The sequence below is a fragment of the Paenibacillus lautus genome (assembly GCF_050482385.1).
GTDB lineage: Bacteria > Bacillota > Bacilli > Paenibacillales > Paenibacillaceae > Paenibacillus_AQ > Paenibacillus_AQ lautus_B.
In genome coordinates this window covers 25137-48922 of sequence record NZ_JBCNHV010000027.1, presented here as the reverse complement: position 1 = coordinate 48922, position 23786 = coordinate 25137, and the positions used below count along the sequence as shown (strand labels likewise).

Annotated in this window: 24 protein-coding genes and 1 other annotated feature; all 24 genes read right to left on the bottom strand. The window is 47.8% G+C overall.

What is annotated here, in order from left to right; genetic code table 11:
- Positions 1-22: 22 nt before the first annotated feature.
- Positions 23-316 carry a 50S ribosomal protein L23 gene (gene rplW, locus ABEW73_RS28490; RefSeq protein ID WP_006212919.1) on the bottom strand — a complete coding sequence of 98 codons (294 nt, stop codon included), beginning with the start codon at positions 314-316 and terminating at the stop codon, positions 23-25.
- A complete protein-coding gene (gene rplD / locus ABEW73_RS28485) occupies positions 316-939 on the bottom strand; it encodes a 50S ribosomal protein L4 (protein ID WP_098749100.1) in 624 nt (207 codons plus the stop codon). The genes rplW and rplD overlap by 1 nt, the downstream gene beginning before the upstream one ends.
- 26 nt (positions 940-965) lie before the next feature.
- Positions 966-1589 carry a 50S ribosomal protein L3 gene (gene rplC, locus ABEW73_RS28480; RefSeq protein WP_076326225.1) on the bottom strand — a complete coding sequence of 208 codons (624 nt, stop codon included), beginning with the start codon at positions 1587-1589 and terminating at the stop codon, positions 966-968.
- A gap of 41 nt (positions 1590-1630) precedes the next feature.
- Positions 1631-1939: a 30S ribosomal protein S10 gene (gene rpsJ, locus ABEW73_RS28475; RefSeq protein ID WP_009589214.1), complete on the bottom strand. Its 309-nt coding sequence runs from the start codon at positions 1937-1939 to the stop codon at positions 1631-1633.
- A gap of 458 nt (positions 1940-2397) precedes the next feature.
- Positions 2398-3588 (bottom strand): elongation factor Tu, encoded by a 1191-nt coding sequence (gene tuf / locus ABEW73_RS28470; RefSeq protein WP_430170069.1) that lies wholly within the window; start codon positions 3586-3588, stop codon positions 2398-2400.
- A gap of 96 nt (positions 3589-3684) precedes the next feature.
- Positions 3685-5766: an elongation factor G gene (gene fusA, locus ABEW73_RS28465; protein WP_430170067.1), complete on the bottom strand. Its 2082-nt coding sequence runs from the start codon at positions 5764-5766 to the stop codon at positions 3685-3687.
- A 48-nt stretch (positions 5767-5814) separates the two neighbouring features.
- Positions 5815-6285 (bottom strand): 30S ribosomal protein S7, encoded by a 471-nt coding sequence (rpsG, locus tag ABEW73_RS28460; RefSeq protein ID WP_006212929.1) that lies wholly within the window; start codon positions 6283-6285, stop codon positions 5815-5817.
- Between the two features lie 53 nt (positions 6286-6338).
- A complete protein-coding gene (rpsL, locus tag ABEW73_RS28455) occupies positions 6339-6758 on the bottom strand; it encodes a 30S ribosomal protein S12 (RefSeq protein WP_006212930.1) in 420 nt (139 codons plus the stop codon).
- Between the two features lie 141 nt (positions 6759-6899).
- On the bottom strand, positions 6900-7151 hold the full coding sequence (locus ABEW73_RS28450; protein ID WP_015737626.1) for a ribosomal L7Ae/L30e/S12e/Gadd45 family protein: 252 nt from the start codon (positions 7149-7151) through the stop codon (positions 6900-6902).
- Between the two features lie 168 nt (positions 7152-7319).
- A complete protein-coding gene (gene rpoC, locus ABEW73_RS28445; RefSeq protein WP_098749102.1) occupies positions 7320-10934 on the bottom strand; it encodes a DNA-directed RNA polymerase subunit beta' in 3615 nt (1204 codons plus the stop codon).
- A gap of 93 nt (positions 10935-11027) precedes the next feature.
- Positions 11028-14573: a DNA-directed RNA polymerase subunit beta gene (rpoB, locus tag ABEW73_RS28440; RefSeq protein WP_430170065.1), complete on the bottom strand. Its 3546-nt coding sequence runs from the start codon at positions 14571-14573 to the stop codon at positions 11028-11030.
- Positions 14574-14921: 348 nt separating this feature from the next.
- Entirely contained in the window at positions 14922-15527 is a 606-nt protein-coding gene (locus ABEW73_RS28435) for a class I SAM-dependent methyltransferase (RefSeq protein ID WP_430170063.1), read from the bottom strand.
- A gap of 183 nt (positions 15528-15710) precedes the next feature.
- The gene (gene rplL / locus ABEW73_RS28430; RefSeq protein WP_076326231.1) at positions 15711-16073 is read right to left on the bottom strand and encodes a 50S ribosomal protein L7/L12; all 363 of its coding nucleotides are present in this window, start codon (positions 16071-16073) and stop codon (positions 15711-15713) included.
- 68 nt (positions 16074-16141) lie between these two features.
- Positions 16142-16645: a 50S ribosomal protein L10 gene (rplJ, locus tag ABEW73_RS28425; RefSeq protein WP_009591975.1), complete on the bottom strand. Its 504-nt coding sequence runs from the start codon at positions 16643-16645 to the stop codon at positions 16142-16144.
- 58 nt (positions 16646-16703) lie between these two features.
- Positions 16704-16862: a sequence feature (ribosomal protein L10 leader region), on the bottom strand.
- Between the two features lie 69 nt (positions 16863-16931).
- Positions 16932-17624, bottom strand: coding sequence for a 50S ribosomal protein L1 (gene rplA, locus ABEW73_RS28420; RefSeq protein WP_009591966.1), 693 nt, complete (start codon positions 17622-17624; stop codon positions 16932-16934).
- Positions 17625-17704: 80 nt separating this feature from the next.
- Entirely contained in the window at positions 17705-18130 is a 426-nt protein-coding gene (rplK, locus tag ABEW73_RS28415; RefSeq protein ID WP_076326233.1) for a 50S ribosomal protein L11, read from the bottom strand.
- Positions 18131-18201: 71 nt separating this feature from the next.
- Positions 18202-18735 carry a transcription termination/antitermination protein NusG gene (gene nusG / locus ABEW73_RS28410; protein WP_006212939.1) on the bottom strand — a complete coding sequence of 178 codons (534 nt, stop codon included), beginning with the start codon at positions 18733-18735 and terminating at the stop codon, positions 18202-18204.
- Between the two features lie 21 nt (positions 18736-18756).
- The gene (secE, locus tag ABEW73_RS28405) at positions 18757-18948 is read right to left on the bottom strand and encodes a preprotein translocase subunit SecE (RefSeq protein ID WP_006212940.1); all 192 of its coding nucleotides are present in this window, start codon (positions 18946-18948) and stop codon (positions 18757-18759) included.
- A gap of 24 nt (positions 18949-18972) precedes the next feature.
- Positions 18973-19122, bottom strand: coding sequence for a 50S ribosomal protein L33 (gene rpmG, locus ABEW73_RS28400; protein ID WP_006212941.1), 150 nt, complete (start codon positions 19120-19122; stop codon positions 18973-18975).
- Positions 19123-19695: 573 nt separating this feature from the next.
- The gene (gene sigH / locus ABEW73_RS28395; RefSeq protein WP_006212942.1) at positions 19696-20340 is read right to left on the bottom strand and encodes an RNA polymerase sporulation sigma factor SigH; all 645 of its coding nucleotides are present in this window, start codon (positions 20338-20340) and stop codon (positions 19696-19698) included.
- 205 nt (positions 20341-20545) lie between these two features.
- Complete coding sequence (locus ABEW73_RS28390) at positions 20546-21064, bottom strand: NYN domain-containing protein (protein ID WP_430170061.1); 519 nt, start codon at positions 21062-21064, stop codon at positions 20546-20548.
- Positions 21065-21069: 5 nt separating this feature from the next.
- A complete protein-coding gene (gene rlmB / locus ABEW73_RS28385; RefSeq protein WP_430170060.1) occupies positions 21070-21822 on the bottom strand; it encodes a 23S rRNA (guanosine(2251)-2'-O)-methyltransferase RlmB in 753 nt (250 codons plus the stop codon).
- 88 nt (positions 21823-21910) lie between these two features.
- Positions 21911-22354, bottom strand: coding sequence for a Mini-ribonuclease 3 (locus ABEW73_RS28380; RefSeq protein ID WP_430170058.1), 444 nt, complete (start codon positions 22352-22354; stop codon positions 21911-21913).
- Entirely contained in the window at positions 22351-23757 is a 1407-nt protein-coding gene (gene cysS / locus ABEW73_RS28375) for a cysteine--tRNA ligase (protein ID WP_098749107.1), read from the bottom strand. The genes ABEW73_RS28380 and cysS overlap by 4 nt, the downstream gene beginning before the upstream one ends.
- Between the last annotated feature and the right edge of the window lie 29 nt (positions 23758-23786).

Below are 23786 nucleotides of genomic sequence, written 5' to 3'. Positions count from 1 at the left end.
TCCCTCCTTACTTAAGAAATTCTTATTCAACCGATTCAAAGAACTCGAGCGGTTTGCTGTCTGGAGCCAAAGTCACGATCGCCTTTTTCCATTCGGTTGTGTAACCGGAATAACGGCCATAACGCTTTGGTTTAGCAGGAACACGCATCGTATTCACGTTCGATACTTTAACTTTAAAAATAGATTCGACAGCTTGCTTGATCTCGGTCTTGTTAGCGCGGATATCCACTTCAAAAGCATATTTCAGCTCTGCCATGTAGTCAGCCGTACGTTCCGTGATCACCGGGCGCTTGATTATATCGCGTGGGTCTTTCATTACGCGAGCACCTCCTCTACCTTCTGAACTGCTTCCTTCGTAATGATCAGTTGATCGTACGACATTACATCAAGAACATTAATGCCGTCAGCCGCTACGAATTTCACACCAGGAATATTACGTGCGGAAAGGGCTACATTATCATCATAGCTTGGAGCAACGATCAGAGCTTTACGGCCTACTTTCAGGTTGCTAAGGATGTTAGCAAACTCTTTTGTTTTCGGCGTATTCAGCGTCAATTGATCCAATACGATAATTGCGTTGTCAATCACTTTGGAAGACAATGCGGATTTGATAGCCAAACGACGAACTTTCTTAGGAAGTTTAAACGTGTAGCTGCGCGGAGTTGGTCCAAATACCACACCGCCGCCTTTCCATTGTGGAGAACGGATCGAACCTTGACGAGCACGGCCAGTACCTTTTTGTTTCCAAGGCTTACGTCCGCCGCCGCGTACTTCAGAACGTCCTTTTACTTTGTGGGTACCACGACGAAGAGAAGCGCGCTGCAACAATACTGCACTGTGCAGTACGTGTACGTTCGGCTCGATACCGAACACAGCTTCATTCAATTCTACTTCGCCAACTTGGCTACCGCTGACATTATAAAGTGCTACTTTAGGCATTCTTTGTTCCTCCTTTCTTTAGGTGATTATTTCTTCACCGTTTCTTTGATTTGAACGAAACCTTTTTTAGGTCCAGGAATGGAGCCTTTAACAAGGATTACGTTACGCTCTGTGTCGACTTTAACTACCTCGAGCTTTTGAATCGTAACTGTCTCATTGCCCATGTGACCTGGCAGGCGTTTTCCTTTAGGAACACGGTTTGCCTGGATCGAACCCATGGAACCTGGTCTACGGTGATAACGGGAACCGTGAGACATTGGTCCGCGGCTTTGGCCCCAACGTTTGATTACACCTTGGAAACCTTTACCTTTGGAAATACCCGTTACGTCAACAAATTCGCCTTCTGCGAAGACATCAGCCTTCAGCTCTTGTCCAACCTCGACACTCGCGAGGTCAACACCGCGAATTTCGCGAACGTAGCGCTTAGGCGCAGTGTTTGCTTTTTTCGCATGGCCTGCTTCTGGTTTGTTAGATCTGTTCTCTTTCTTATCAGAGAAACCGACTTGAATCGCTTCGTATCCGTCGTTTTCCAGATCTTTCTTTTGAAGAACAACACAAGGACCTGCTTCGATAACCGTTACAGGAATTACAACACCCTCAGGGGTAAATACTTGAGTCATTCCGAGCTTTCTACCTAAGATACCTTTCATGTTGACACCTCTTTTCTCTTCTCTAATTCATTATGCAATGCTTACAGTTTGATTTCGATATCTACACCGGACGGCAGGTCCAAGCGCATCAAGGCATCCACAGTTTGTGGAGTCGGGTTCACGATGTCGATCAAGCGTTTATGTGTACGCATTTCGAACTGTTCCCGAGAATCCTTATACTTGTGCACCGCACGGAGAATGGTAATTACTTGTTTCTCAGTTGGAAGCGGGATCGGACCGGATACACCAGCACCCGAACGTTTTGCTGTCTCAACAATTTTCTCAGCGGATTGATCAAGAACTCTGTGGTCGTATGCTTTCAAGCGAATACGAATTTTTTGCTTTGCCATTTTATTCCCTCCTTCTATCGCCCAATTTGGTATCGGACATACTCCGCGAAAATTTTCCAACCACCCACCTCATGGCAAAGGGGCCGGGTGTGTCGGTAACCTCTCACATCATCGCAACGTCGCAGAACAACATTCACTATTATATATAAAAGATAGGCGTATTGCAAGCACTAATTCATAATTAATATGTATTTGCATCTTTAACCGAAAGTTGCAGAACTTGGCTAATAGATTTCATCGCTTTTCGCTTATCATATTGTAACGCGCTCTCTATTATATATAATAGAAAGTTTCGAATTGATTAACTGATATCCATCAGAGAATGTAATCAGATTATTGGGGCTGATCCCTAAAGAAAAAGAGTCTGATCCAAAGGATCAGACTCTTTTATCAGGACATCACACTGTTGCTCGTTACAATACACTGTTGCTATATTCAAGGCTATTCGTAAGCCTTAATTATTTAATGATGGTAGCAACGGAACCAGCACCTACGGTACGGCCGCCTTCACGAATGGAGAATTTAGTTCCTTCTTCAATCGCGATTGGGTTGATCAGGTTAACCGTTACTGTGATGTTATCACCAGGCATAACCATTTCAGAACCCTCTGGCAAGTTGATCACACCCGTTACGTCCGTAGTACGGAAGTAGAACTGTGGACGGTAGCCAGTGAAGAAAGGCTTATGACGTCCGCCTTCTTCTTTGCTCAGTACGTATACTTGAGCTGTGAACTCAGTGTGTGGTTTAACGGAAGCAGGCTTAGCAAGTACTTGACCGCGCTCGATTTGAGTACGCTCAACACCACGAAGCAATGCACCAATGTTGTCACCAGCTTGTGCGGAATCCAGCAATTTACGGAACATCTCAACGCCCGTAACAACGGATTTCTTAGTTTCTTCAGCGATACCAACGATTTCGATCTCGTCACCAACTTTGATCGTACCACGCTCTACACGACCTGTAGCAACGGTACCACGACCAGTGATGGAGAATACGTCCTCGACAGGCATCAAGAAAGGCTTGTCAGTGTCGCGCTCAGGCAATGGGATGTACTCGTCGATTGTTTTGAACATTTCAACGATTTTTTGTGCCCATTCGCCTTCTGGGTTTTGCAGAGCTTCACGAGCGGAACCACGAGTGATCGGAGTGTCGTCGCCTGGGAAGTCATACTCGTTCAGCAGGTCGCGAACTTCCATTTCAACCAATTCCAAGAGCTCTTCGTCTTCAACCATGTCGCATTTGTTCAAGAATACAACGATGTAAGGAACGCCTACTTGGCGGGACAACAGGATGTGCTCGCGAGTTTGCGGCATTGGGCCGTCAGCTGCGGATACAACCAGGATTGCTCCGTCCATTTGAGCTGCACCTGTGATCATGTTTTTAACATAGTCAGCGTGACCTGGGCAGTCAACGTGTGCATAGTGACGAGTGTCAGTTTCATACTCTACGTGGGAAGTAGAGATTGTGATACCGCGTTCGCGCTCTTCTGGAGCTTTGTCGATTTGATCGAAAGACATTGCAGCACCACCGTAAGTTTTGGACAATACAGATGTGATTGCAGCTGTCAAAGTTGTTTTACCATGGTCAACGTGACCGATAGTACCGATGTTAACATGGGGTTTCGTACGTTCGTATTTAGCCTTTGCCATTTGAACAATTCCTCCTTAAGGGGATATATATGTTAGGCCGGAAGCGGAGTTAACGGGATGTTGATCCCGCCTCCTGATCCAGCAGGTAAAACGTTATTACTCTCCGCCTTTGATCTTGGACACAATTTCTTCGGAGATATTCTTAGGAACTTCTTCGTAATGGGAGAGTTCCATGGAGAACACACCGCGTCCTTGTGTACCGGAGCGAAGGGTAGTGGAGTAACCGAACATTTCGGAAAGAGGTACTTTCGCACGGATAATTTGAGTACCACCACGGGAGTCCATACCTTCGATACGTCCACGGCGGGAGTTCAGCATACCCATTACGTCGCCCATGTATTCCTCAGGCACGGTAACTTCAACTTTCATAATTGGCTCAAGCAGGACAGGCTTACACTTGTCTTTAGCTGCTTTCAAAGCCATGGAACCGGCGATTTTAAACGCCATTTCATTGGAGTCAACATCATGGTATGAACCGTCGACGATCGTTGCCTTAACGTCAACAAGCGGGAAGCCGGCGAGTACACCGTTCTTCATTTGCTCTTCAATACCTTGCTGTGCAGGACCAATGTATTCTCTTGGTACCGAACCACCGACAACTTTGCTCTCGAATTGGTTACCGCTACCTGGTTCCAGAGGTTCGAACTCAACCCATACGTGACCGTATTGTCCACGACCACCGGACTGACGAACGAATTTACCTTCAACGCGAGCTGGTGCACGGAATGTTTCACGGTAAGCTACCTGTGGTTTACCCACATTGGTATCTACCTTGAACTCACGACGCATACGGTCGATGATGATGTCCAAGTGAAGTTCACCCATACCTGCCAGGATCGTTTGGCCTGTTTCTTCATCAGTATGTGCACGAAGAGTTGGATCCTCTTCAGTCAACTTACCGAGAGCCACACCCATTTTATCTTGGTCAGCTTTTGTTTTAGGCTCAACTGCGATTTCGATAACCGGATCAGGGAAGTTCATGGACTCCAAGATAACCGGGTTTTTCTCATCACATAGTGTATCACCTGTACCCGTATCTTTCAAACCTACGGCAGCTGCGATATCTCCGGCGAATACTTCGGAAATTTCTTGACGGCTGTTCGCATGCATTTGAAGGATACGACCAATGCGCTCACGCTTACCTTTCGTTGCATTCAGTACGTAAGAGCCGGATTGCAGTACACCGGAATATACGCGGAAGAATGTCAGCTTACCAACATAAGGGTCCGTAGCGATTTTGAATGCCAAAGCCGAGAACGGCTCTTCATCGGAAGAATGCCGAATAGCTTCTGTTCCGTCTTCAAGGGTGCCCTTGATGTCTGGAACATCAGTTGGAGCCGGCAAATAATCGATTACGGCATCAAGCATCAACTGAACGCCTTTGTTACGGTAAGAAGATCCACAGATAACTGGGAAGATCTTAACTTCGACAACACCTTTACGCAGAGCAGCTTTCAACTCAGCTATGGTGATTTCTTCACCTTCAAGATATTTCATTGTCAAGTCTTCGTCAAGTTCTGCTACCTTCTCAACCAACTCGTTGCGAAGCTCTTCCACTTGATCCTTGAATTCTGCTGGAATTTCGGTTTCTTCGATATTTTGACCGAGGTCATCCTTATACATATAAGCTTTTTCCTCGACAATATCGATGATGCCAATGAAATCATTCTCTGCACCGATCGGAAGCTGAATCGCTACCGCATTCGCTTGCAGACGCTCTCTCATATCTTTAACTACGTTCAAGTAGTCGGCACCGATAATATCCATTTTGTTTACGTATGCGATCCGCGGAACTCCATAACGGTCTGCTTGTCTCCAAACCGTCTCCGACTGAGGTTCAACGCCCTCTTTCGCACTGAATACACCTACTGCCCCATCCAATACACGAAGGGAACGTTCAACTTCTACTGTGAAGTCAACGTGCCCCGGGGTGTCGATAATATTAACGCGATGACCCTTCCAAGAAGCGGTAGTCGCAGCGGATGTAATCGTGATACCGCGCTCCTGCTCCTGCTCCATCCAGTCCATTGTAGCTGCACCCTCGTGAACTTCCCCGATTTTGTGCGTACGGCCTGTATAGAACAAAATCCGCTCTGTCGTGGTCGTTTTACCAGCGTCAATATGCGCCATGATCCCGATATTACGTGTATTTTTCAAGGAGAACTCTCTTGTCGCCATGCGAATAGTCTCCCTTCAAAATTAGAAGTATTAATTAGTTGCTGAATCCTACCAACGGTAGTGAGCAAACGCTTTGTTCGCTTCAGCCATTTTGTGTGTATCTTCGCGTTTCTTAACGGAAGCGCCTGTGTTGTTGGAAGCATCGATGATCTCAGCCGCCAAACGCTCTTCCATGGTTTTCTCGCCGCGGTTGCGGGAGTAGTTTACGAGCCAACGTAATCCAAGGGATGTACGTCTCTCTGGTTTAACTTCGATTGGAACCTGGTAGTTAGCACCGCCGACACGACGAGCTTTAACTTCCAATACTGGCATGATGTTCTTGATAGCTGCTTCAAACACTTCCATCGGATCATTACCAGTACGTTCCTTGATGATGTTGAACGAATTGTAAAGGATGCTTTGAGCAACACCTCTTTTACCATCCAACATGATGCGGTTGATCAGACGAGTTACCAGCTTGCTGTTATACACTGGATCTGGCAGCACGTCTCTTTTAGTTACTGGACCTTTGCGTGGCATGGATATCCCCCTTTCTTCAGTCATGAGTCATGTTACGAAAACATGAGCATCAATTAGCTTTTTGCTTTAGGACGCTTCGTGCCGTATTTGGAACGAGCTTGCATCCGGTTGTTTACACCAGCGGTATCAAGTGCGCCGCGAACGATATGGTAACGTACACCCGGAAGGTCTTTTACCCGTCCACCGCGAACCAATACAACACTGTGCTCTTGCAAGTTATGTCCGATACCCGGAATGTAAGCTGTCACCTCAATGCGGTTCGTCAAACGAACACGAGCATATTTACGAAGTGCGGAGTTCGGTTTTTTCGGCGTCATTGTGCCTACACGAGTGCATACACCGCGTTTTTGCGGAGCGCTCAAGTCGGTCTCCTCACGTTTCAAAGCGTTAAAACCTTTTTGAAGAGCTGGAGATTTCGATTTGTAAACTTTAGCTTGACGGCCCTTGCGAACCAGTTGGTTAATTGTTGGCATGCTAGCCACCCCCTTCCCGTATTTATCATCCTAATTACAATCCCCGTTTAAGTCCACAGACCCAGGCGGTTCATAAAAGGACAAATGAAAAGTTTTTGCCGAGAGAAGTAACGCCTTCTCCAACAAAAACGATTTCTCAAATCATGATTTCAAGACAGCTACCATAGCTGCACCAACTTCAATACCGCATGCTTCTCCAAGCTCTATCATCGTGGGCACATAGTTGATATGCACGCCATTCTTATCACACTCGGATACGACTTTTGAAATCAAACGTTGGTCGCAATCTTCAGCCACATATACCTCTGTAGCCAAACCGGATTCAACGGCCTTCATCGTTTGTTTGGTGCCAATCTTGATGTGTGCATCCTGTAATCCTTTATCATTAGACACAAGTCATTCCTCCAAAAGAACAGGGAACAAAGAAACTATTCACGCACCTTTGCTATATTAGCATCTGCCCTAAGCGATGTCAAGCTATTAAATCAGGAAAAAGAAACATTGGGACGGAGAAATTCAGCATCTTTCGAAGCAAAAATCTCCCCGTCACCTGACTGTCTCTTAATCTATAGAAGCTGTTTCGAGTTCCTGACTTTCGTCATTCACATCGTTTTGTCCCGCGAACTTCACGCTGCGATAACGGTTCATACCCGTTCCCGCAGGGATCAGTTTACCAATGATAACATTCTCTTTCAGACCAAGCAGCTGATCGACTTTACCTTTGATGGCAGCGTCAGTCAACACGCGAGTTGTCTCCTGGAAGGAGGCCGCTGACAAGAACGAATCGGTTTCGAGAGATGCTTTTGTAATCCCGAGGAGAACCGGTTTGGCAACCGCTGGTTCTTTCCCGGAGAGAATAGCGTCTTTATTGGCTGTCTCGTATTCATGCATATCCACGAAGGAGCCTGGCAGCAGGTTCGTATCTCCCGCATCAACGATACGGAATTTACGCAGCATCTGTCTGATCATAACTTCAACGTGCTTATCGTTAATTTCTACACCTTGGTTACGGTATACGCGTTGTACTTCCTGAAGGATGTAGTTCTGCACACCACGGATACCTTTGATACGAAGCATTTCCTTCGGATCAATGGAACCATCGGTCAGTTCATCCCCGGCTTCAATGTGCTTGCCTTCGCTTACGCGCAGACGGGAGCCGTAGGTAACTGCGTAGACCTTAGTTTCAGCTTCACCTTGAATTTCGATTTCACGACGATCCTTCGTTTCGCGGATCTCTTTAACCACACCGTCGATCTCACTAATGGTCGCTTGACCTTTAGGATTACGGGCTTCAAAGAGCTCCTGGATACGCGGAAGACCTTGTGTAATATCATCACCAGCAACGCCGCCTGTGTGGAACGTACGCATCGTGAGCTGTGTTCCCGGTTCGCCGATGGATTGAGCTGCGATAATACCAACCGCTTCACCAATCTCAACATGCTTACCAGTAGCCAAGTTACGACCGTAACATTTTTTGCAGACGCCATAACGTGCACGGCAGCTCAAGATGGAACGAATTTGAAGTTTCTCAACACCAGCTGCCACGATTTCCTCAGCTTTGTCGGAGTCAATCAATTCGTTACGATTTACGATGATCTCTTTCGTTTCCGGATGACGAACGGTTTCAAATGCATAACGTCCCTCGATACGGTCATAGAGATCCTCGATAACTTCTTTACCGTCCTGAATACGGCTAACGGTAAAGCCTTTATCCGTGCTACACTCGTCTTCGCGAACGATAACATCCTGGGCCACATCAACAAGTCGACGAGTCAAGTAACCGGAGTCAGCGGTACGAAGCGCTGTATCGGCAAGACCTTTACGCGCACCGTGCGTGGACAGGAAGTACTCGAGTACCGTCAGTCCTTCACGGAAGTTCGATTTGATTGGGAGTTCGATGATACGACCCGACGGGTTCGCCATCAGACCCCGCATACCACCGAGCTGAGTGATCTGCGATTTGTTACCCCGTGCTTTGGAATCGACCATGAGCATGATGGAGTTAAAGCGATCCATCGATTTCATGAGTACTTCCGTAATATCGTCCTTGGTCTTGGACCAGATGTCGATTACACGGTCATAACGCTCTTCATTCGTGATCAAGCCGCGGCGATATTGGTTCGTTACTACTTTAACCTTCTCGTCGGACTCTTTCAGAATTTCGTTTTTCTCGTCAGGTACGATAACGTCAGATACCGCAACGGTTACGCCTGCGCGAGTAGAGTATGTGAAGCCGATCTGCTTGATTTTATCCAAAATCACAGAGGTTTCCGTTGTATGGTACGTTTCGAAGCAGCGTGCAATGATGGATCCCAGATATTCCTTACCTACAGCTCCGCTAATCGGAAGTTCTTGAATCACTTTCTGAATATCTGCACCCTTCTCGTATACGAAATACTTCTCAGGTGTACCTTGCAGCAGGTTCGTACGAGTCGCTTCATTGATGTAAGGGAAGCTGGCAGGGAAAATCTCGTTAAAGATAATCCGGCCGATCGTCGTAACCAACATCGCATTCTGCTGTTTTTCCGTAAAGCATGTTTTGCCTAGGGCTTTAACCGGAATCGCTACGCGTGCATGCAGACCAGCTGCTTCACGCTGATAGGCGGAAACCGCTTCGTTCACGCTGCCCAGAATCATGCCGGTACCTTTCTCTTCCTTGTTATCCATCGTGAGATAGAAGGAACCCAGTACCATATCCTGAGAAGGAGTAACAACCGGCTTACCGTCTTTCGGGTTCAGAATGTTACCCGATGCCAGCATCAAAAGACGTGCTTCAGCTTGAGCTTCAGCAGACAAAGGAACGTGAACCGCCATTTGGTCACCGTCAAAGTCAGCGTTATATGCTGTACATACGAGCGGATGAAGACGGATCGCATGGCCCTCAACCAGAATCGGTTCAAATGCTTGGATACCGAGTCTGTGAAGCGTCGGTGCACGGTTCAGAAGAACCGGATGCTCTTTAATAACCTCTTCGAGCACATCCCATACTTCTGGACTTACACGTTCTACTTTGCGCTTCGCACTCTTGATATTATGTGCTAGGCCTTTGTTGACCAATTCTTTCATAACGAACGGCTTGAAGAGCTCAAGCGCCATTTTCTTAGGCAGACCGCATTGGTACATTTTCAGGTAAGGACCTACAACGATAACGGAACGACCGGAATAGTCAACCCGTTTACCGAGCAAGTTCTGACGGAAACGTCCTTGTTTACCTTTCAGCATGTGGCTGAGGGATTTAAGCGGACGGTTACCAGGACCTGTGACCGGACGACCGCGACGGCCGTTATCGATCAGTGCATCGACAGCTTCCTGCAGCATGCGCTTCTCGTTCTGTACGATAATATCCGGCGCACCGAGATCCAGCAGTCTTTTCAGACGGTTGTTCCGGTTAATAACGCGACGGTACAGATCGTTCAAGTCGGAGGTCGCAAAGCGTCCACCATCAAGTTGAACCATCGGACGAAGCTCCGGTGGAATGACTGGCAGCACATCCATGATCATCCACTCCGGATTGTTGCCGGAGTTACGGAACGCCTCAATCACTTCCAGGCGTTTGATGGCCCGGTTGCGGCGCTGACCCTGTGCAGTGCGCAGTTCTTCTTTAAGGAACTCAAGCTCTTTGTCAACATCGATGTCTTGAAGAAGCTTCTTAACCGCTTCAGCACCCATGCCTGCTTGGAAACCGTAGCCGTACTTTTCACGGTAGCTGCGGTATTCCTTCTCGGACAACAGCTGCTTCTTCTCCAGCGGTGTATCTCCTGGATCGGTTACAACATAAGATGCGAAGTAAATGATCTCCTCAAGAGATCTTGGGGACATATCCAGAGCCAGACCCATACGGCTTGGAATCCCTTTGAAATACCAAATATGCGATACAGGAGCCGCAAGCTCAATATGGCCCATCCGTTCACGACGGACTTTAGCCCGTGTTACTTCAACGCCACAGCGATCGCAGACTACTCCTTTATAACGGACACGCTTATACTTACCGCAATGACATTCCCAGTCCTTCTGGGGACCGAAAATCCGCTCACAGAACAGGCCTTCTTTCTCCGGCTTCAATGTACGGTAGTTAATCGTTTCCGGCTTCTTCACCTCTCCGCGAGACCAAGAGCGAATTTTTTCCGGTGAAGCAAGACCGATTTTCATGTACTCAAAATTGTTAACGTCCAACAAGGAGCAACCCTCCTCAACCTAGTCCTATTTATGTGCTATACGACCATAACACCACCGCCGACCTATAAGCCGACGGGGGTGAATGATTGACCGTTATTCCACTCCGACTTCAGTGCCTTCCAAGTTAAGGCTCAGTTTATCACCTTGAGCATCGTCTTCGTCATCGAGTTCTTTCATCTCGATTTCCTCTTCATTCTCGCTCAGGATTTTGACGTCCATACCGAGAGACTGAAGCTCTTTAATCAATACCTTGAACGATTCAGGAACACCCGGTTCCGGAACGTTCTCGCCCTTGACGATGGATTCGTAGGTTTTCACCCGGCCGACCACGTCATCCGACTTGACGGTAAGAATTTCTTGCAGCGTATAGGCAGCACCATAAGCTTCAAGTGCCCACACTTCCATCTCACCGAAGCGCTGTCCACCGAACTGAGCTTTACCACCCAGCGGCTGCTGCGTAACGAGTGAGTATGGTCCCGTAGAACGGGCGTGAATTTTATCATCAACCATGTGCGCGAGCTTGATCATATGCATGACGCCGACGGTAACCTCACGTTCAAAACGTTCACCCGTCCGTCCATCGTACAATACGGTCTTACCATTGCGCTGCATGCCTGCTTCTTCCATCGTATCAAACACGTCATACTCGCTAGCACCATCAAATACCGGTGAAGCCACGTGAATGCCGAGCTGGAGAGCAGCCATACCCAAGTGAACCTCGAGTACCTGACCGATGTTCATCCGTGATGGAACCCCTAGAGGGTTCAACACAACTTGAACCGGCGTGCCATCTGGCAGGAACGGCATATCTTCTTCAGGCAAAATACGGGCAACGACACCTTTGTTACCGTGACGTCCGGCCATTTTGTCACCTTCGGAGATTTTACGTTTCTGTGCGATGTAAACGCGAACCAGCTGGTTAACGCCCGGCGGCAATTCGTCACCGTTCTCACGTGTAAACACCTTCACATCCACGATGATCCCGTCACTACCGTGAGGAACGCGCAGCGAGGTATCGCGCACTTCGCGAGCCTTCTCACCAAAGATCGCATGCAGGAGACGCTCTTCAGCCGTCAATTCGGTTACACCCTTAGGTGTTACCTTACCAACGAGGATGTCTCCGGCGCTGATTTCGGCACCGATGCGGATAATTCCGCGCTCGTCAAGGTTCTTCAGTGCTTCTTCCCCTACGTTAGGAATATCACGCGTAATTTCTTCCGGTCCGAGCTTCGTGTCACGAGCTTCGGATTCGTACTCCTCGATATGAATCGAAGTGTACACATCCTCTTTGACCAGTTTCTCAGAGAGAAGAATCGCATCCTCGTAGTTGTAACCTTCCCAAGTCATGAACGCCACAACGACGTTGCGGCCCAGTGCCAATTCGCCCATCTCCGTGGATGGACCGTCTGCGAGAATATCACCTTTTTTGATGACCTCGCCGCGTTTAACGATTGGACGCTGATTGATGCATGTTCCTTGGTTCGAACGCATAAATTTGTGTAATTTATGTTTAATAAGATCGCCTTTGACTTCTTGTCCGTCGACATTTTCCACACGGCGGACCCAGATTTCATTAGCGGATGAACGTTCAATAATCCCGTCATGTTTGGACACAATACATACACCGGAGTCTTTCGCAGACTTGTGTTCCATTCCAGTTCCGACCAGCGGAGCTTTAGGAATAAGAAGTGGAACCGCCTGCCGCTGCATGTTGGATCCCATCAGCGCGCGGTTGGAGTCATCGTTCTCAAGGAACGGAATGAGCGCCGTCGCTACCGACACTACCTGCTTCGGCGAAACGTCCATGTAGTCTACACGGTCGCTCGGCATAGGAAGGATGTTATCGGATTGCTTGTTATAACGGACGATAACCATTTCGTCAGCGAAGGTACCATCATCGTTAAGCTCGGCGTTCGCCTGGGCAACGATATAGTTATCCTCTTCGTCTGCAGTCAGGTAATCGATTTGGTCCGTTACTTTACCAGTCTTCGGATCCACCCAACGATACGGAGCTTCGATGAAGCCATATTCGTTGATGCGCGCAAACGTCGACAAGGAGTTGATCAGACCGATGTTCGGTCCCTCCGGCGTCTCGATCGGACACATACGGCCATAGTGACTGTGGTGAACGTCCCGCACTTCAAAGCCCGCACGCTCACGAGTCAAACCACCGGGTCCGAGAGCAGACAGACGACGTTTATGCGTCAGTTCCGCAAGCGGGTTGGTCTGGTCCATGAACTGGGACAGCTGGGAGCTGCCGAAGAACTCTTTAATCGATGCGATAACCGGACGTATGTTGATGAGCGCCTGCGGCGTAATCACGTTTGCATCCTGGATCGACATTCTTTCACGAACGACACGTTCCATCCGGGACAAACCGATACGGAACTGATTTTGAAGCAATTCGCCTACAGAACGCAGACGACGGTTACCCAGGTGGTCGATATCATCCGTATTGCCGATTCCATGCAGCAAGTTGATGAAGTAGCTGATGGAAGAAATGATATCCGCCTGTGTAATGTGCTTCACGGATTTATCAATGTTTGCGTTCGCGATGACCTTCACGACTTTGGCATCCTCAATTGGAGAGAATACATCGATCGTTTGCAGCGGGATATCCTCGCTGTCCATCACACCGCCGGTAACATGATAATTCTTAAAGCCCACGCTCTTCTCTAGGTAAGGCATGATCTCGTCCAAAAGACGGCGGTCTACGGTTTGACCAGCTTCTGCAATGATCTCACCCGTATCGATGTCTATCAAACTCTCTGCCAAACGTTGATTAAAGAGACGGTTCTTGATATGAAGCTTCTTGTTGATCTTGTAGCGACCAACGTTAGCCAAATCATAACGCTTCGGATCAAAGAAACGGGCAACGAGAAGGCTCTTCGCATTCTCTAGTGTTGGCGGCTCACCCGGACGAAGACGTTCATAGATTTCGATGAGCGCTTTTTCCGTGGAGTCGGTGTTGTCTTTATCCAGCGTATTTTGAATATATTCATCATTGCCCAGAAGATCCAAAATCTCGGCATCTGTACCAAAACCAAGTGCACGTAAAAGTACCGTTACAGGGATTTTACGGGTACGGTCGATCCGGACATAGATAATGTCCTTCGCGTCCATCTCCAGTTCAAGCCAAGCGCCGCGGTTAGGGATAACTGTTGCAGTGTACGTCGTCTTACCGTTTTTATCCACTTTTGTGCTGAAATAGACGCTGGGAGAGCGAACCAACTGGCTGACAATAACCCGTTCGGCACCATTGATAATGAATGTTCCGGTTTCCGTCATTAACGGGAAGTCTCCCATGAACACTTCCTGCTCCTTGACCTCTCCGGTCTCCTTGTTAATGAGCCGGACTTTCACGCGGAGCGGCGCCGCATAAGTAACGTCGCGTTCTTTCGCGTCATCGACGGTGTATTTCGGTTCTCCAAGGCTGTAGTCAATGAACTCTAGTACCAAATTACCTGTGAAATCCTGAATCGGCGAGATGTCCTGGAACATTTCGCGGAGTCCTTCCTCCAAAAACCATTCATAAGATTTTTGTTGGATTTCAATCAGGTTCGGAACTTCGAGTACCTCGTTAATACGAGCATAACTTCGCCGAGTGCGTCGACCATATTGAACAAGATGTCCTGCCAACTTAAACTCACCCCTCATGTCTACTCACTTTAAAAATTTCATTGCGAACCTCTGTTTGTAACACTATAATGGAACATACAGAGGACACTCCCATAAATAGAGAAAAGCCCTTATCGAATACCTTTTCGAAAAAAGAGCAGCTTATCCATGGTTATGATAATCATCTCATATCCTGTAGATTTGCCCAAAATGTACATATTATACGTCAATATGATCGACTTTATGCATCTTTCCACACATTAAGTCTTGACATTTCAGTCAACTAAAGACAAAGAGACCATCCTAATACTGACATTTTATAATAATACCATACCGGTATACCCAAGTCAACAGCCTAGTCGAACTATTTTAAGAAGATTTAGTCGCTTTGAATATCCGGTAACCTTTATCCTTCGTTACTTCCTCAACCCGATGAAATAAACTCTCCAGTTTCGCTTTCGCTGAAGGTGCGCCTTGCTTCTTCTGAATCACGACCCACAGTTGCCCATTCTCACGCAAATGCTTCCACGATTCTTCGAATATAGCATGTACCGTCTCTTTCCCGGCACGAATCGGCGGATTGGTTAGAACGACGTCAAATTGCTGATCCTGCACCGCAGCAAACAAATCGCTCTCCAAGATGGTCACATTGGTAATACCATTACGTTTCGCATTCTCCTTGGCTAATTCGACAGCGCGGCTATTGATGTCGATCATCGTCACATGGCCTTGCGCAGCCATTCTTGCCGCCGACAGACCGATCGGACCATATCCACAGCCCACATCCAACACTTTAACTTGCTGATTAAAGTCCATAGCCTCTATTAATACCTTGCTGCCATAATCCACGCCACTCTTAGAGAATACGCCCGCGTCACTGATAAAGTTGAAAGTCTGCCCCCGAAGCTCCGTCTTTAACTCCTTACGGTCATGAGCAATTTCCGGCTGATTCGAGTAATAATGTTGATTCGGCATCATTTCCTCCGTCTTGAATCAAAGTCTGCCCGCCTAAGATATTTCACTCCTAAGCGCTCTTATTCTAGTATAACCTTAGTCGCGAAGAATCAGTACCTTGCGATCTCCCCGCCACAATAACAAACCCCTTGAACAAATATTCAAGGGGTTTGATTCTTGCTGACGTGAATCTCAAGAAGTTAATTACTTAACTTCTACGGATGCGCCTGCTTCTTCCAATTTAGCTTTAACAGCTTCTGCTTCTTCTTTAGCTACTTTTTCTTTCAATGGTTTTGGAGCGTTGTCAACCAGTTCTTTTGCTTCTTTCAAGCCAAGACCTGTGATTTCGCGAACCACTTTGATTACGTTGATTTTGGACGCGCCTGCGCTTGTCAGGATTACGTCAAATTCGGATTGCTCAGCAGCTTCAGCTGCACCAGCGCCACCTACAACAGCTACTGGAGCTGCAGCAGTTACACCAAATTCTTCTTCGATTGCTTTTACGAGATCGTTCAGTTCCAGAACAGACATACCTTTAATTGCTTCCAAGATTTGCTCTTTGCTCATTTAAGTTGAACCTCCATTTATTATTAAGATTTTATAGTTGTTGTTACACAGCTTCAGCAAGACAAAGCTTATGCGCCTTGTTCTTCCTTCTCAGCAACAGCCTTAACTGCAAGCGCGAAGTTGCGCACTGGAGCTTGAAGCACGCTGAGGAGCATGGAGAGGAGACCTTCGCGGGACGGAAGTTCTGCCAGAGCTTTGATTTCGCTCTCTCCGATCACACGGCCTTCTACTACGCCGCCTTTCAATTTCAACGCGTCGTTTTTCTTAGCAAAATCGTTAAGGATTTTTGCTGGAGCGACAGCGTCATTGGTACCAAATGCAACAGCTGTTGGACCAGTCAAGACTTCGTCCAGATCAGTCAGCTCTGCTGCCGCAGTTGCACGGCGAAGCAGCGTGTTTTTCAGTACTTGGAACTCGACGCCAGCTTCACGAAGCTGTTTACGAAGTTCGGTTACTTGCGCAACGTTCAGTCCGCGATAGTCAGCAACTACTGTCGATACGCTTTCGCGCAGCTTAGCAGCAACGACATCAACCGCTTCTTGTTTCGCTTGAATCACTTTTGCGTTTGCCAATGATTACACCTCCTGGTTGTATTAGTAGCGTAAGAGCACCAAGCTCTCCGCTCTTCCTACGGGCACTAAAAAAGCCTCCGTAGAATCACGAAGGCCTGATGAATCATCATTTGGCCGGTGTAACCGGACAAATTGTTGACGTTCTATCATAACACCTCGGTAGGAAATTAAGCCTGCTTAGGGCACCTACTGTCTACGGTAAGCATATTCAACTTTAAGGGTCAGTCTCGAAGACTCACAACTGTTACATAATATCAAACTTCACTGACCAAAGTCAATGGTAATATTATCTGTAAACGGTTGTGTTCACGCGAGCGCTTGGTCCCATCGTCGAGGAAACAGCGATACCTTTCAGGTAAACACCTTTAGCAGCAGCTGGTTTCGCACGATTCAATGCATCGATGAGAGCTTTGAGGTTCTCATTCAATTGAGCTGCATCGAAAGACACTTTACCGATCGGCGCGTGAATTTGACCTGCTTTGTCCAGACGGTACTCGATTTTACCGGCTTTGATTTCTTGAACAGCCTTAGCAACATCGAATGTAACCGTACCAGCTTTAGGGTTAGGCATCAGGCCTTTACCACCGAGCAGACGGCCAAGTTTACCGACTTCACTCATCATATCAGGTGTAGCTACGCAGACATCAAACTCGAACCAGCCTTGTTGAATTTTGTTGATCATGTCTTGATCGCCAACAAAATCAGCGCCAGCCGCTTCTGCCTCTTTCGCTTTTTCACCTTTTGCAAATACCAGAACGCGTTGTGTTTTACCTGTGCCGTGAGGCAAGACAACAACACCACGAACAGCCTGGTCTTGTTTACGCGGGTCTACACCCAAACGTACAGCCGCTTCAACAGTTTCGTCGAATTTGGCAGTTGCAGCCTTCTTCACAAGCTCTACAGCTTCCAAAGGCTCATAAGTTGCTTCGCTGTCAATCAGCTTCGCAGCTTCAACGTATTTCTTACCGTGTTTAGCCATGTTTGTTTTCCTCCTTTGTGGTATTAGCGGAATTCCCTCCCACATAATCCGAACCTCGTCCGGTTTCAATCGAGAGACAATTAGTCTTCGATTGTGATACCCATACTACGGGCAGTACCTTCTACCATCTTCATTGCAGCTTCAACAGATGCAGCGTTCAGGTCAGGCATTTTTGTTTCAGCGATTTGACGAACAGCGTCACGCTTAACAGTAGCCACTTTCTTCTTGTTAGGCTCGCCGGATCCTTTTTCGATCTTAGCAGCCACACGAAGCAGAACAGCAGCCGGTGGAGTTTTAGTGATGAATGTAAAGGAACGATCTTCAAACACCGAAATTTCAACCGGAATGATCAGACCAGCTTGATCAGCAGTACGTGCGTTGAATTCTTTACAGAATGCCATGATGTTGACACCCGCTTGACCCAATGCAGGACCTACTGGAGGAGCCGGATTCGCTTTACCTGCAGGAATCTGCAGTTTCACAATCTTGATAACTTTCTTAGCCATGGTTGACACCTCCTTGCATCAATAGTGGTAGCGGACGCTTTGACACGCCCTCCCACAAGAAACCTGAAGAATTAAATCTTCTCCACTTGAGTATAATCCAACTCCAGCGGGGTTTCCCGTCCAAACATGTTGACGTGAACTTTCAACTTGCTCTTTTCAGCCAAAATCTCTTCCACGGAGCCCACAAAATTCGCAAAAGGACCAACCTTGATACGAACGGATTCCTTGATGTCGAATTCGATCTTCGGTTTCGGCTCTTCCATGCCCATATGCTTCAGAATCTGTTCTACTTCTTCTGGAAGCAAAGGCGTCGGTTTAGAACCGGACCCTGTCGAACCAACAAAACCGGTCACTCCTGGTGTATTGCGGACAACATACCAAGAATCATCGGTCTGAATCATTTCGACCAAGACATATCCCGGGTAAACTTTACGCATGACGGTTTTTTTCTTGCCGTCTTTGTTTACGATTTCTTCTTCCATCGGAACAAGAACGCGGAATATTTTGTCCTCCATGCCCATGGACTCGACACGTTTTTCCAAATTGGCTTTGACTTTATTCTCATACCCAGAGTAGGTATGAACTACGTACCATCTTTTTTCCATATCAAGCCACCTGGGACCCTTCTAAATTATCGCTTCGATCACAGCGGAAATACCGATGTCTACAACCCAAAAATAAATCGTGACAAACACTATGGTGCCGAGAACAATTAAAGTATAGTTCGTCAGTTCTTTACGATTGGGCCAGCGAACTTTTTTAAGTTCCGCCCAGCTTTCAGAGAAAAAGGAAAACAGAGACTTGAAACCACGTTTCACGCCGACTACACCTCCAAAAGAAAACTATCTGGTTTCGCGATGAGGAGTTTGCTCGTTACAGAACTTGCAAAATTTCTTCATCTCCATGCGGTCGGGGTGATTTCGCTTGTTTTTGGTGGTTGTGTAGTTTCTTTGTTTGCAGCTTGTACAAGCCAAAGTGATAATTACCCGCATGATGTGCACCTCCCGAAGACGTCCTTCTTTGTCAGAAGAATCGATATTGATCCTAGTAGAAACAACCTTGTTCTCATCGAAACCCGGTTATTTCTGCGAGATGAATAAAACCGTTGTTCCAAAAGCTGTAACAACGATCCATTCATAAAACACGCGAATTTAGGCCTACCTAAAACACTTTATCACAAGGGTAGCGCCATTTCAAGCCTTTTTCTCTCTGATTGTGGGCTGCAATAAATGCCATTGCCAGCTAGACCAGGGAATTCGTCCCCGGAATATTGTAAACATCCCGCTGTAAAAAACTGTGGCGTTTCACAGTCTTTGTCCATCCTGCATAGCATTTAGTCTATATCCAGTATGTTCAATCTTCCAACAGATGAAACACCAGATATACACATTTTGCATTTTGCGTAAATGAACATCTTTGAATATCGTCCTATCCTGTCTGCCAACTAAAGATCATGGCGACAAAGCATACGGAGATCCTTCGCCGGCCACCCTGATTTAAAAAACGATCAGGCAATTAAAAAAAGGCTCTGATTGAGCCTTCTGCTTCTGATCCGACACTTGCTATTAATTATCCCTGACTTCCAGATAACGTTCAAGCTTTCGCTTTACCCGCTGGAGTGCATTGTCAATCGATTTTACATGACGCCTTAAATCTACCGCAATCTCTTGATAGGATCGACCGTCCAAATAGAGCATCAGGACTTTCCGCTCCAGATCGCTTAAGATTTCTGACATCTTGTCTTCCAGGCCGACAAATTCCTCTTGATTAATAATCAGTTCCTCCGGATCGCTTACTGCCGTGCCACAAATGACATCCAACAGCGTACGGTCCGAATCCTCATCATAAATCGGCTTGTCCAATGAGACATACGAATTGAGCGGAATATGCTTCTGTCTCGTAGCGGTCTTAATTGCCGTAATGATCTGTCTAGTAATGCAGAGCTCGGCAAAGGCCTTGAACGAAGACAGCTTATCCCCTTTAAAATCACGAATTGCCTTGTACAGCCCGATCATGCCTTCCTGGACAATATCTTCCCGGTCAGCACCAATCAGAAAATAGGAGCGGGCTTTAGCACGTACAAAATTCCGGTATTTATTGATCAAATACTCCAGCGCCCCGCTATCACCCTCGCGGACCGCCTCGACAATGTCTTCATCGCTTATCACATCATACCCTGACAACATGACTTCCTTGAGGTCCACACTCAATAGAATCCCTCCGGCCCGGAACGCACGGTAGCCCGTCACTCGCTTGAAATATATGACAAGTATATATGATGTCTACTAGACCGTCAACCACGTTCTACCTAAAATAGACCGATAATAACATTTAATGTAAACTTTTTCGTAGATTCATATACCGTTTTCATTCTCCAAATGAGCCGACCTTTCGTCCCCATTGTGTAAAACAGTGCTATTCCCTTCGCCAGCGCTCGAACATCTGTCTCACATCCGGCGGCAGCTTTCCGTCAAGTGTATTCCTGCTCTTGGTCTGCTCTTTCGTTATTTTCTGCTTCACTTCGCGCTCGCTCTGCTCCACTTCGTTTAGCAATTCCCGGGCGGACAGCCGGAGTGCTCCCCGAGCAAAAATCACATGCTGCTCAATTAAATCGCTGGTCGCCACATAAATTTTTCGCCGGCGGTGGCTGAACTCTCCGACTAGCCGTTCAATGCACTCATCGGCGGTTTCTTTCTCCTTCGTAAAAAACACCTGAACCTTGCCTTGCGTGTAGGACTTCCCCAACCCAGGGACCCGATATGCGTCAAAAATCACCACGACTCTGAGGCCTGAATACGCCTGGTAATCCGCTAATTTCTCCAGCAGCATGTCTCGCGCTTCATGCATGCTGCTATTGGCGAGCTTCGCAAGATATGGCCAGCCGCCGATCATATTATAACCGTCGACCAGCAGCACATCCCGCCAATCGGCCATCATTGCTAACCTTGAAGGCGGCGACGGCGAAGCACTTCGTACATAACGACACCTGCGGCAACCGAGGCGTTAAGCGAGTTGATTCTTCCGGCCATCGGCAGTTTCACAAGCACATCGCATTTCTCACGGATCAGACGCCCCATCCCTTTATTCTCATTCCCGATAACGATAGCGACCGGCCCGTCAAATACCTCGGTGTCATACAATTCCTGAACGGCATCAACAACGGTTCCGACAACCCACACGCCCATTTCCTTCAGCTGATCGATGGTTTGGCCCAGATTGGTCACTCTGGCTACGGGCACATACTCTACGGCGCCAGCGGATGTTTTGGATACCGTTGCCGTTACTTGTGCGGATCTGCGCTTAGGCAGTATGACGCCATGAGCACCCGTGCAGTCTGCCGTACGGAGAATCGAGCCCAGATTGTGCGGATCCTCGATCTCGTCAAGCAGCAGCAAGAAAGGCGGTTCGCCCTTTTCCTCCGCAACCTTCAGCAAATCTTCCACTTCCACATAAGCATAGGGTGCCGCTTGGGCAACCACGCCTTGATGCTGAACCCCTGGAACCATCTGATCCAGCTTGCGTTTGTCCACATGCTGAATGACAATCCCCAGTTTCTTCGCTTCCGCGATGATCGGCAGGGTCAGATGTTTTTGCGCATTTTCGGCAATCCATATTTTATTGATCGTACGACCTGATTTGAGCGCTTCCGTTACGGAGTGCTTACCAGCTACTACTTCCTCTTCTTGCAACATGTAGGTCTCCTCCTGCATATCAGCCGGCGTCCCCCTTGAGAAACACCGGCTGTATCGTTTCAATGTTGATGCTCTATTACCTGACGGTCTATTTAACAGACCCCTCAATAAACTCGATGCTCTTCCCAATGAGCTCACGGAGACGATCCTGCTCCCCCGTATAATATAAATACCCAACGAGCGTCTCAAATGCCGTTGCATGCCGGTATTCGAGCACGTCGGCATTTTTCGGAATGCTGCCTGATTTAGCATTGCGTCCTTGACGCACAACATCGCGTTCTTCTTCCGTCAGTTCCGGATCCAGATAAGCCAATATTCGGCTCTGTGCCTTCGCCGACACAAATCCTGTTGCTGTCCGGTGCAAGTGATGGGGGCGGAGATTCACTCTTGATATCAAAAACTGCCGCACCGCCACCTCATAAATGGCATCTCCGATATAGGCAAGCACGATGGGCGGGATTAACCGAGCCGGCTTCGACGGCGGAAAATCGAACCAGCCTACTGTGGGATCATGATGCTCATGCCCGCTCATTTACGCCGCCAGCGCATGCCTTGCGCCGTATCCTCAAGCACGATGCCTTCGTCCGCCAGCTTGTCGCGGATTTCATCCGCTCGCGCCCAGTTTTTATTCTTCCGGGCTTCGATACGTTCTGCAATGAGAGCTTCAATCTCCTCATCCAGCAATTCATCCGTGCCTGTATTTACGATACGGAGCACGCCGTTCATTTCGTTGAAAGCACGCAGCACTTCATGCAGGTCCGCCGCAGGAATCGAGGCTTCCTTCAGCAGCTGATTCGCCTCGCTGGCCCATTGGAACATAGCGGTGATGGCGTCCGGCGTGTTGAAATCGTCCTGCATTTTCTGGTGAAATTCGACAAGGACGGCCGATATTTTATCCGCAACTTCCTGGCTTACGTTATCGTCCTTCGAGCCGATCGCGGTACTCAATCGATGCTCGACATTAGCCGCCGCATTCGCCAGACGCTCCACACTGTTCTGTGCCTGCTCCATCACCTCATCGCTATAATTCAGCGGGTTGCGGTAGTGGGTGGACAACATGAAATAGCGGACAGCTTCTTTCGTATATTGTTCACGAAGTTCCTTAACCAATACACCATTACCTAGCGATTTCGACATTTTCTCGTTATTGATGCGGATATAACCATTGTGCATCCAATAGTTCGCCAGCGGTTTGCCTGTCAGCGCCTCGGACTGCGCCACTTCGCATTCATGGTGCGGAAACTGCAGGTCTTGACCGCCGCCATGGATATCCAGCGTATCCCCGAGATAACGACGGGCCATGGCCGAGCACTCAATATGCCAGCCCGGGCGGCCGTCGCCCCAAGGACTGCTCCAGTAGATCTCTCCGGGCTTCGCAGCTTTCCATAACACGAAATCCTCCGGATTTTCCTTCCGCTTATCCACCTCAATCCGGATACCGAATTGCAGCTCATCTAGATTTTGCTGGGACAGCTTGCCGTAATCGTCAAATTTGCGGGTCCGGTAGAAGACATCTCCCCCGTTCTCATAAGCAAAGTCGCGGTCAATGAGCTCCTGGATGAATTCGATAATACTCTCCATATTGTCCGTTACCCGCGGATTTAATGTCGCTCTTGGTATGCCAAGACCGTCCAGATCCTCGTAATAGGCGTTAATAAACTTATCCGCGACCTCCGGAACGGTAGTCCCGGTTTGCTCTGCTTTCCGGATCATTTTGTCATCCACATCCGTAAAATTCACCACGTAATTCACATCATTACCCTGATTCTCAAAATAAGCTCGAACCACGTCGAAAAAGATCATCGGCCGAGCATTCCCGATATGGATATAATCGTACACGGTAGGACCGCACACGTAGATCTTTACCTTTCCAGGTTCCTGAGCAACAAACGTTTCTTTCATACGGGTTAGCGTGTTATAGATTTGAAGTGCCATAGGGTATCATCTCAATCCTTTCATTCCAT

Bases quoted from the DNA above. Each gene is read 5' to 3' on its own strand.
- rplW (WP_006212919.1), bottom strand. From the start codon at position 316: ATGAAAGACCCACGCGATATAATCAAGCGCCCGGTGATCACGGAACGT.
- rplD (WP_098749100.1), bottom strand. From the start codon at position 939: ATGCCTAAAGTAGCACTTTATAATGTCAGCGGTAGCCAAGTTGGCGAA.
- rplC (WP_076326225.1), bottom strand. From the start codon at position 1,589: ATGAAAGGTATCTTAGGTAGAAAGCTCGGAATGACTCAAGTATTTACC.
- rpsJ (WP_009589214.1), bottom strand. From the start codon at position 1,939: ATGGCAAAGCAAAAAATTCGTATTCGCTTGAAAGCATACGACCACAGA.
- tuf (WP_430170069.1), bottom strand. From the start codon at position 3,588: ATGGCAAAGGCTAAATACGAACGTACGAAACCCCATGTTAACATCGGT.
- fusA (WP_430170067.1), bottom strand. From the start codon at position 5,766: ATGGCGACAAGAGAGTTCTCCTTGAAAAATACACGTAATATCGGGATC.
- rpsG (WP_006212929.1), bottom strand. From the start codon at position 6,285: ATGCCACGCAAAGGTCCAGTAACTAAAAGAGACGTGCTGCCAGATCCA.
- rpsL (WP_006212930.1), bottom strand. From the start codon at position 6,758: ATGCCAACAATTAACCAACTGGTTCGCAAGGGCCGTCAAGCTAAAGTT.
- ABEW73_RS28435 (WP_430170063.1), bottom strand. From the start codon at position 15,527: ATGCCGAATCAACATTATTACTCGAATCAGCCGGAAATTGCTCATGAC.
- rplL (WP_076326231.1), bottom strand. From the start codon at position 16,073: ATGAGCAAAGAGCAAATCTTGGAAGCAATTAAAGGTATGTCTGTTCTG.
- rplA (WP_009591966.1), bottom strand. From the start codon at position 17,624: ATGGCTAAACACGGTAAGAAATACGTTGAAGCTGCGAAGCTGATTGAC.
- rplK (WP_076326233.1), bottom strand. From the start codon at position 18,130: ATGGCTAAGAAAGTTATCAAGATTGTGAAACTGCAGATTCCTGCAGGT.
- nusG (WP_006212939.1), bottom strand. From the start codon at position 18,735: ATGGAAAAAAGATGGTACGTAGTTCATACCTACTCTGGGTATGAGAAT.
- rpmG (WP_006212941.1), bottom strand. From the start codon at position 19,122: ATGCGGGTAATTATCACTTTGGCTTGTACAAGCTGCAAACAAAGAAAC.
- ABEW73_RS28390 (WP_430170061.1), bottom strand. From the start codon at position 21,064: ATGGCCGATTGGCGGGATGTGCTGCTGGTCGACGGTTATAATATGATC.
- rlmB (WP_430170060.1), bottom strand. From the start codon at position 21,822: ATGTTGCAAGAAGAGGAAGTAGTAGCTGGTAAGCACTCCGTAACGGAA.
- ABEW73_RS28380 (WP_430170058.1), bottom strand. From the start codon at position 22,354: ATGAGCGGGCATGAGCATCATGATCCCACAGTAGGCTGGTTCGATTTT.
- cysS (WP_098749107.1), bottom strand. From the start codon at position 23,757: ATGGCACTTCAAATCTATAACACGCTAACCCGTATGAAAGAAACGTTT.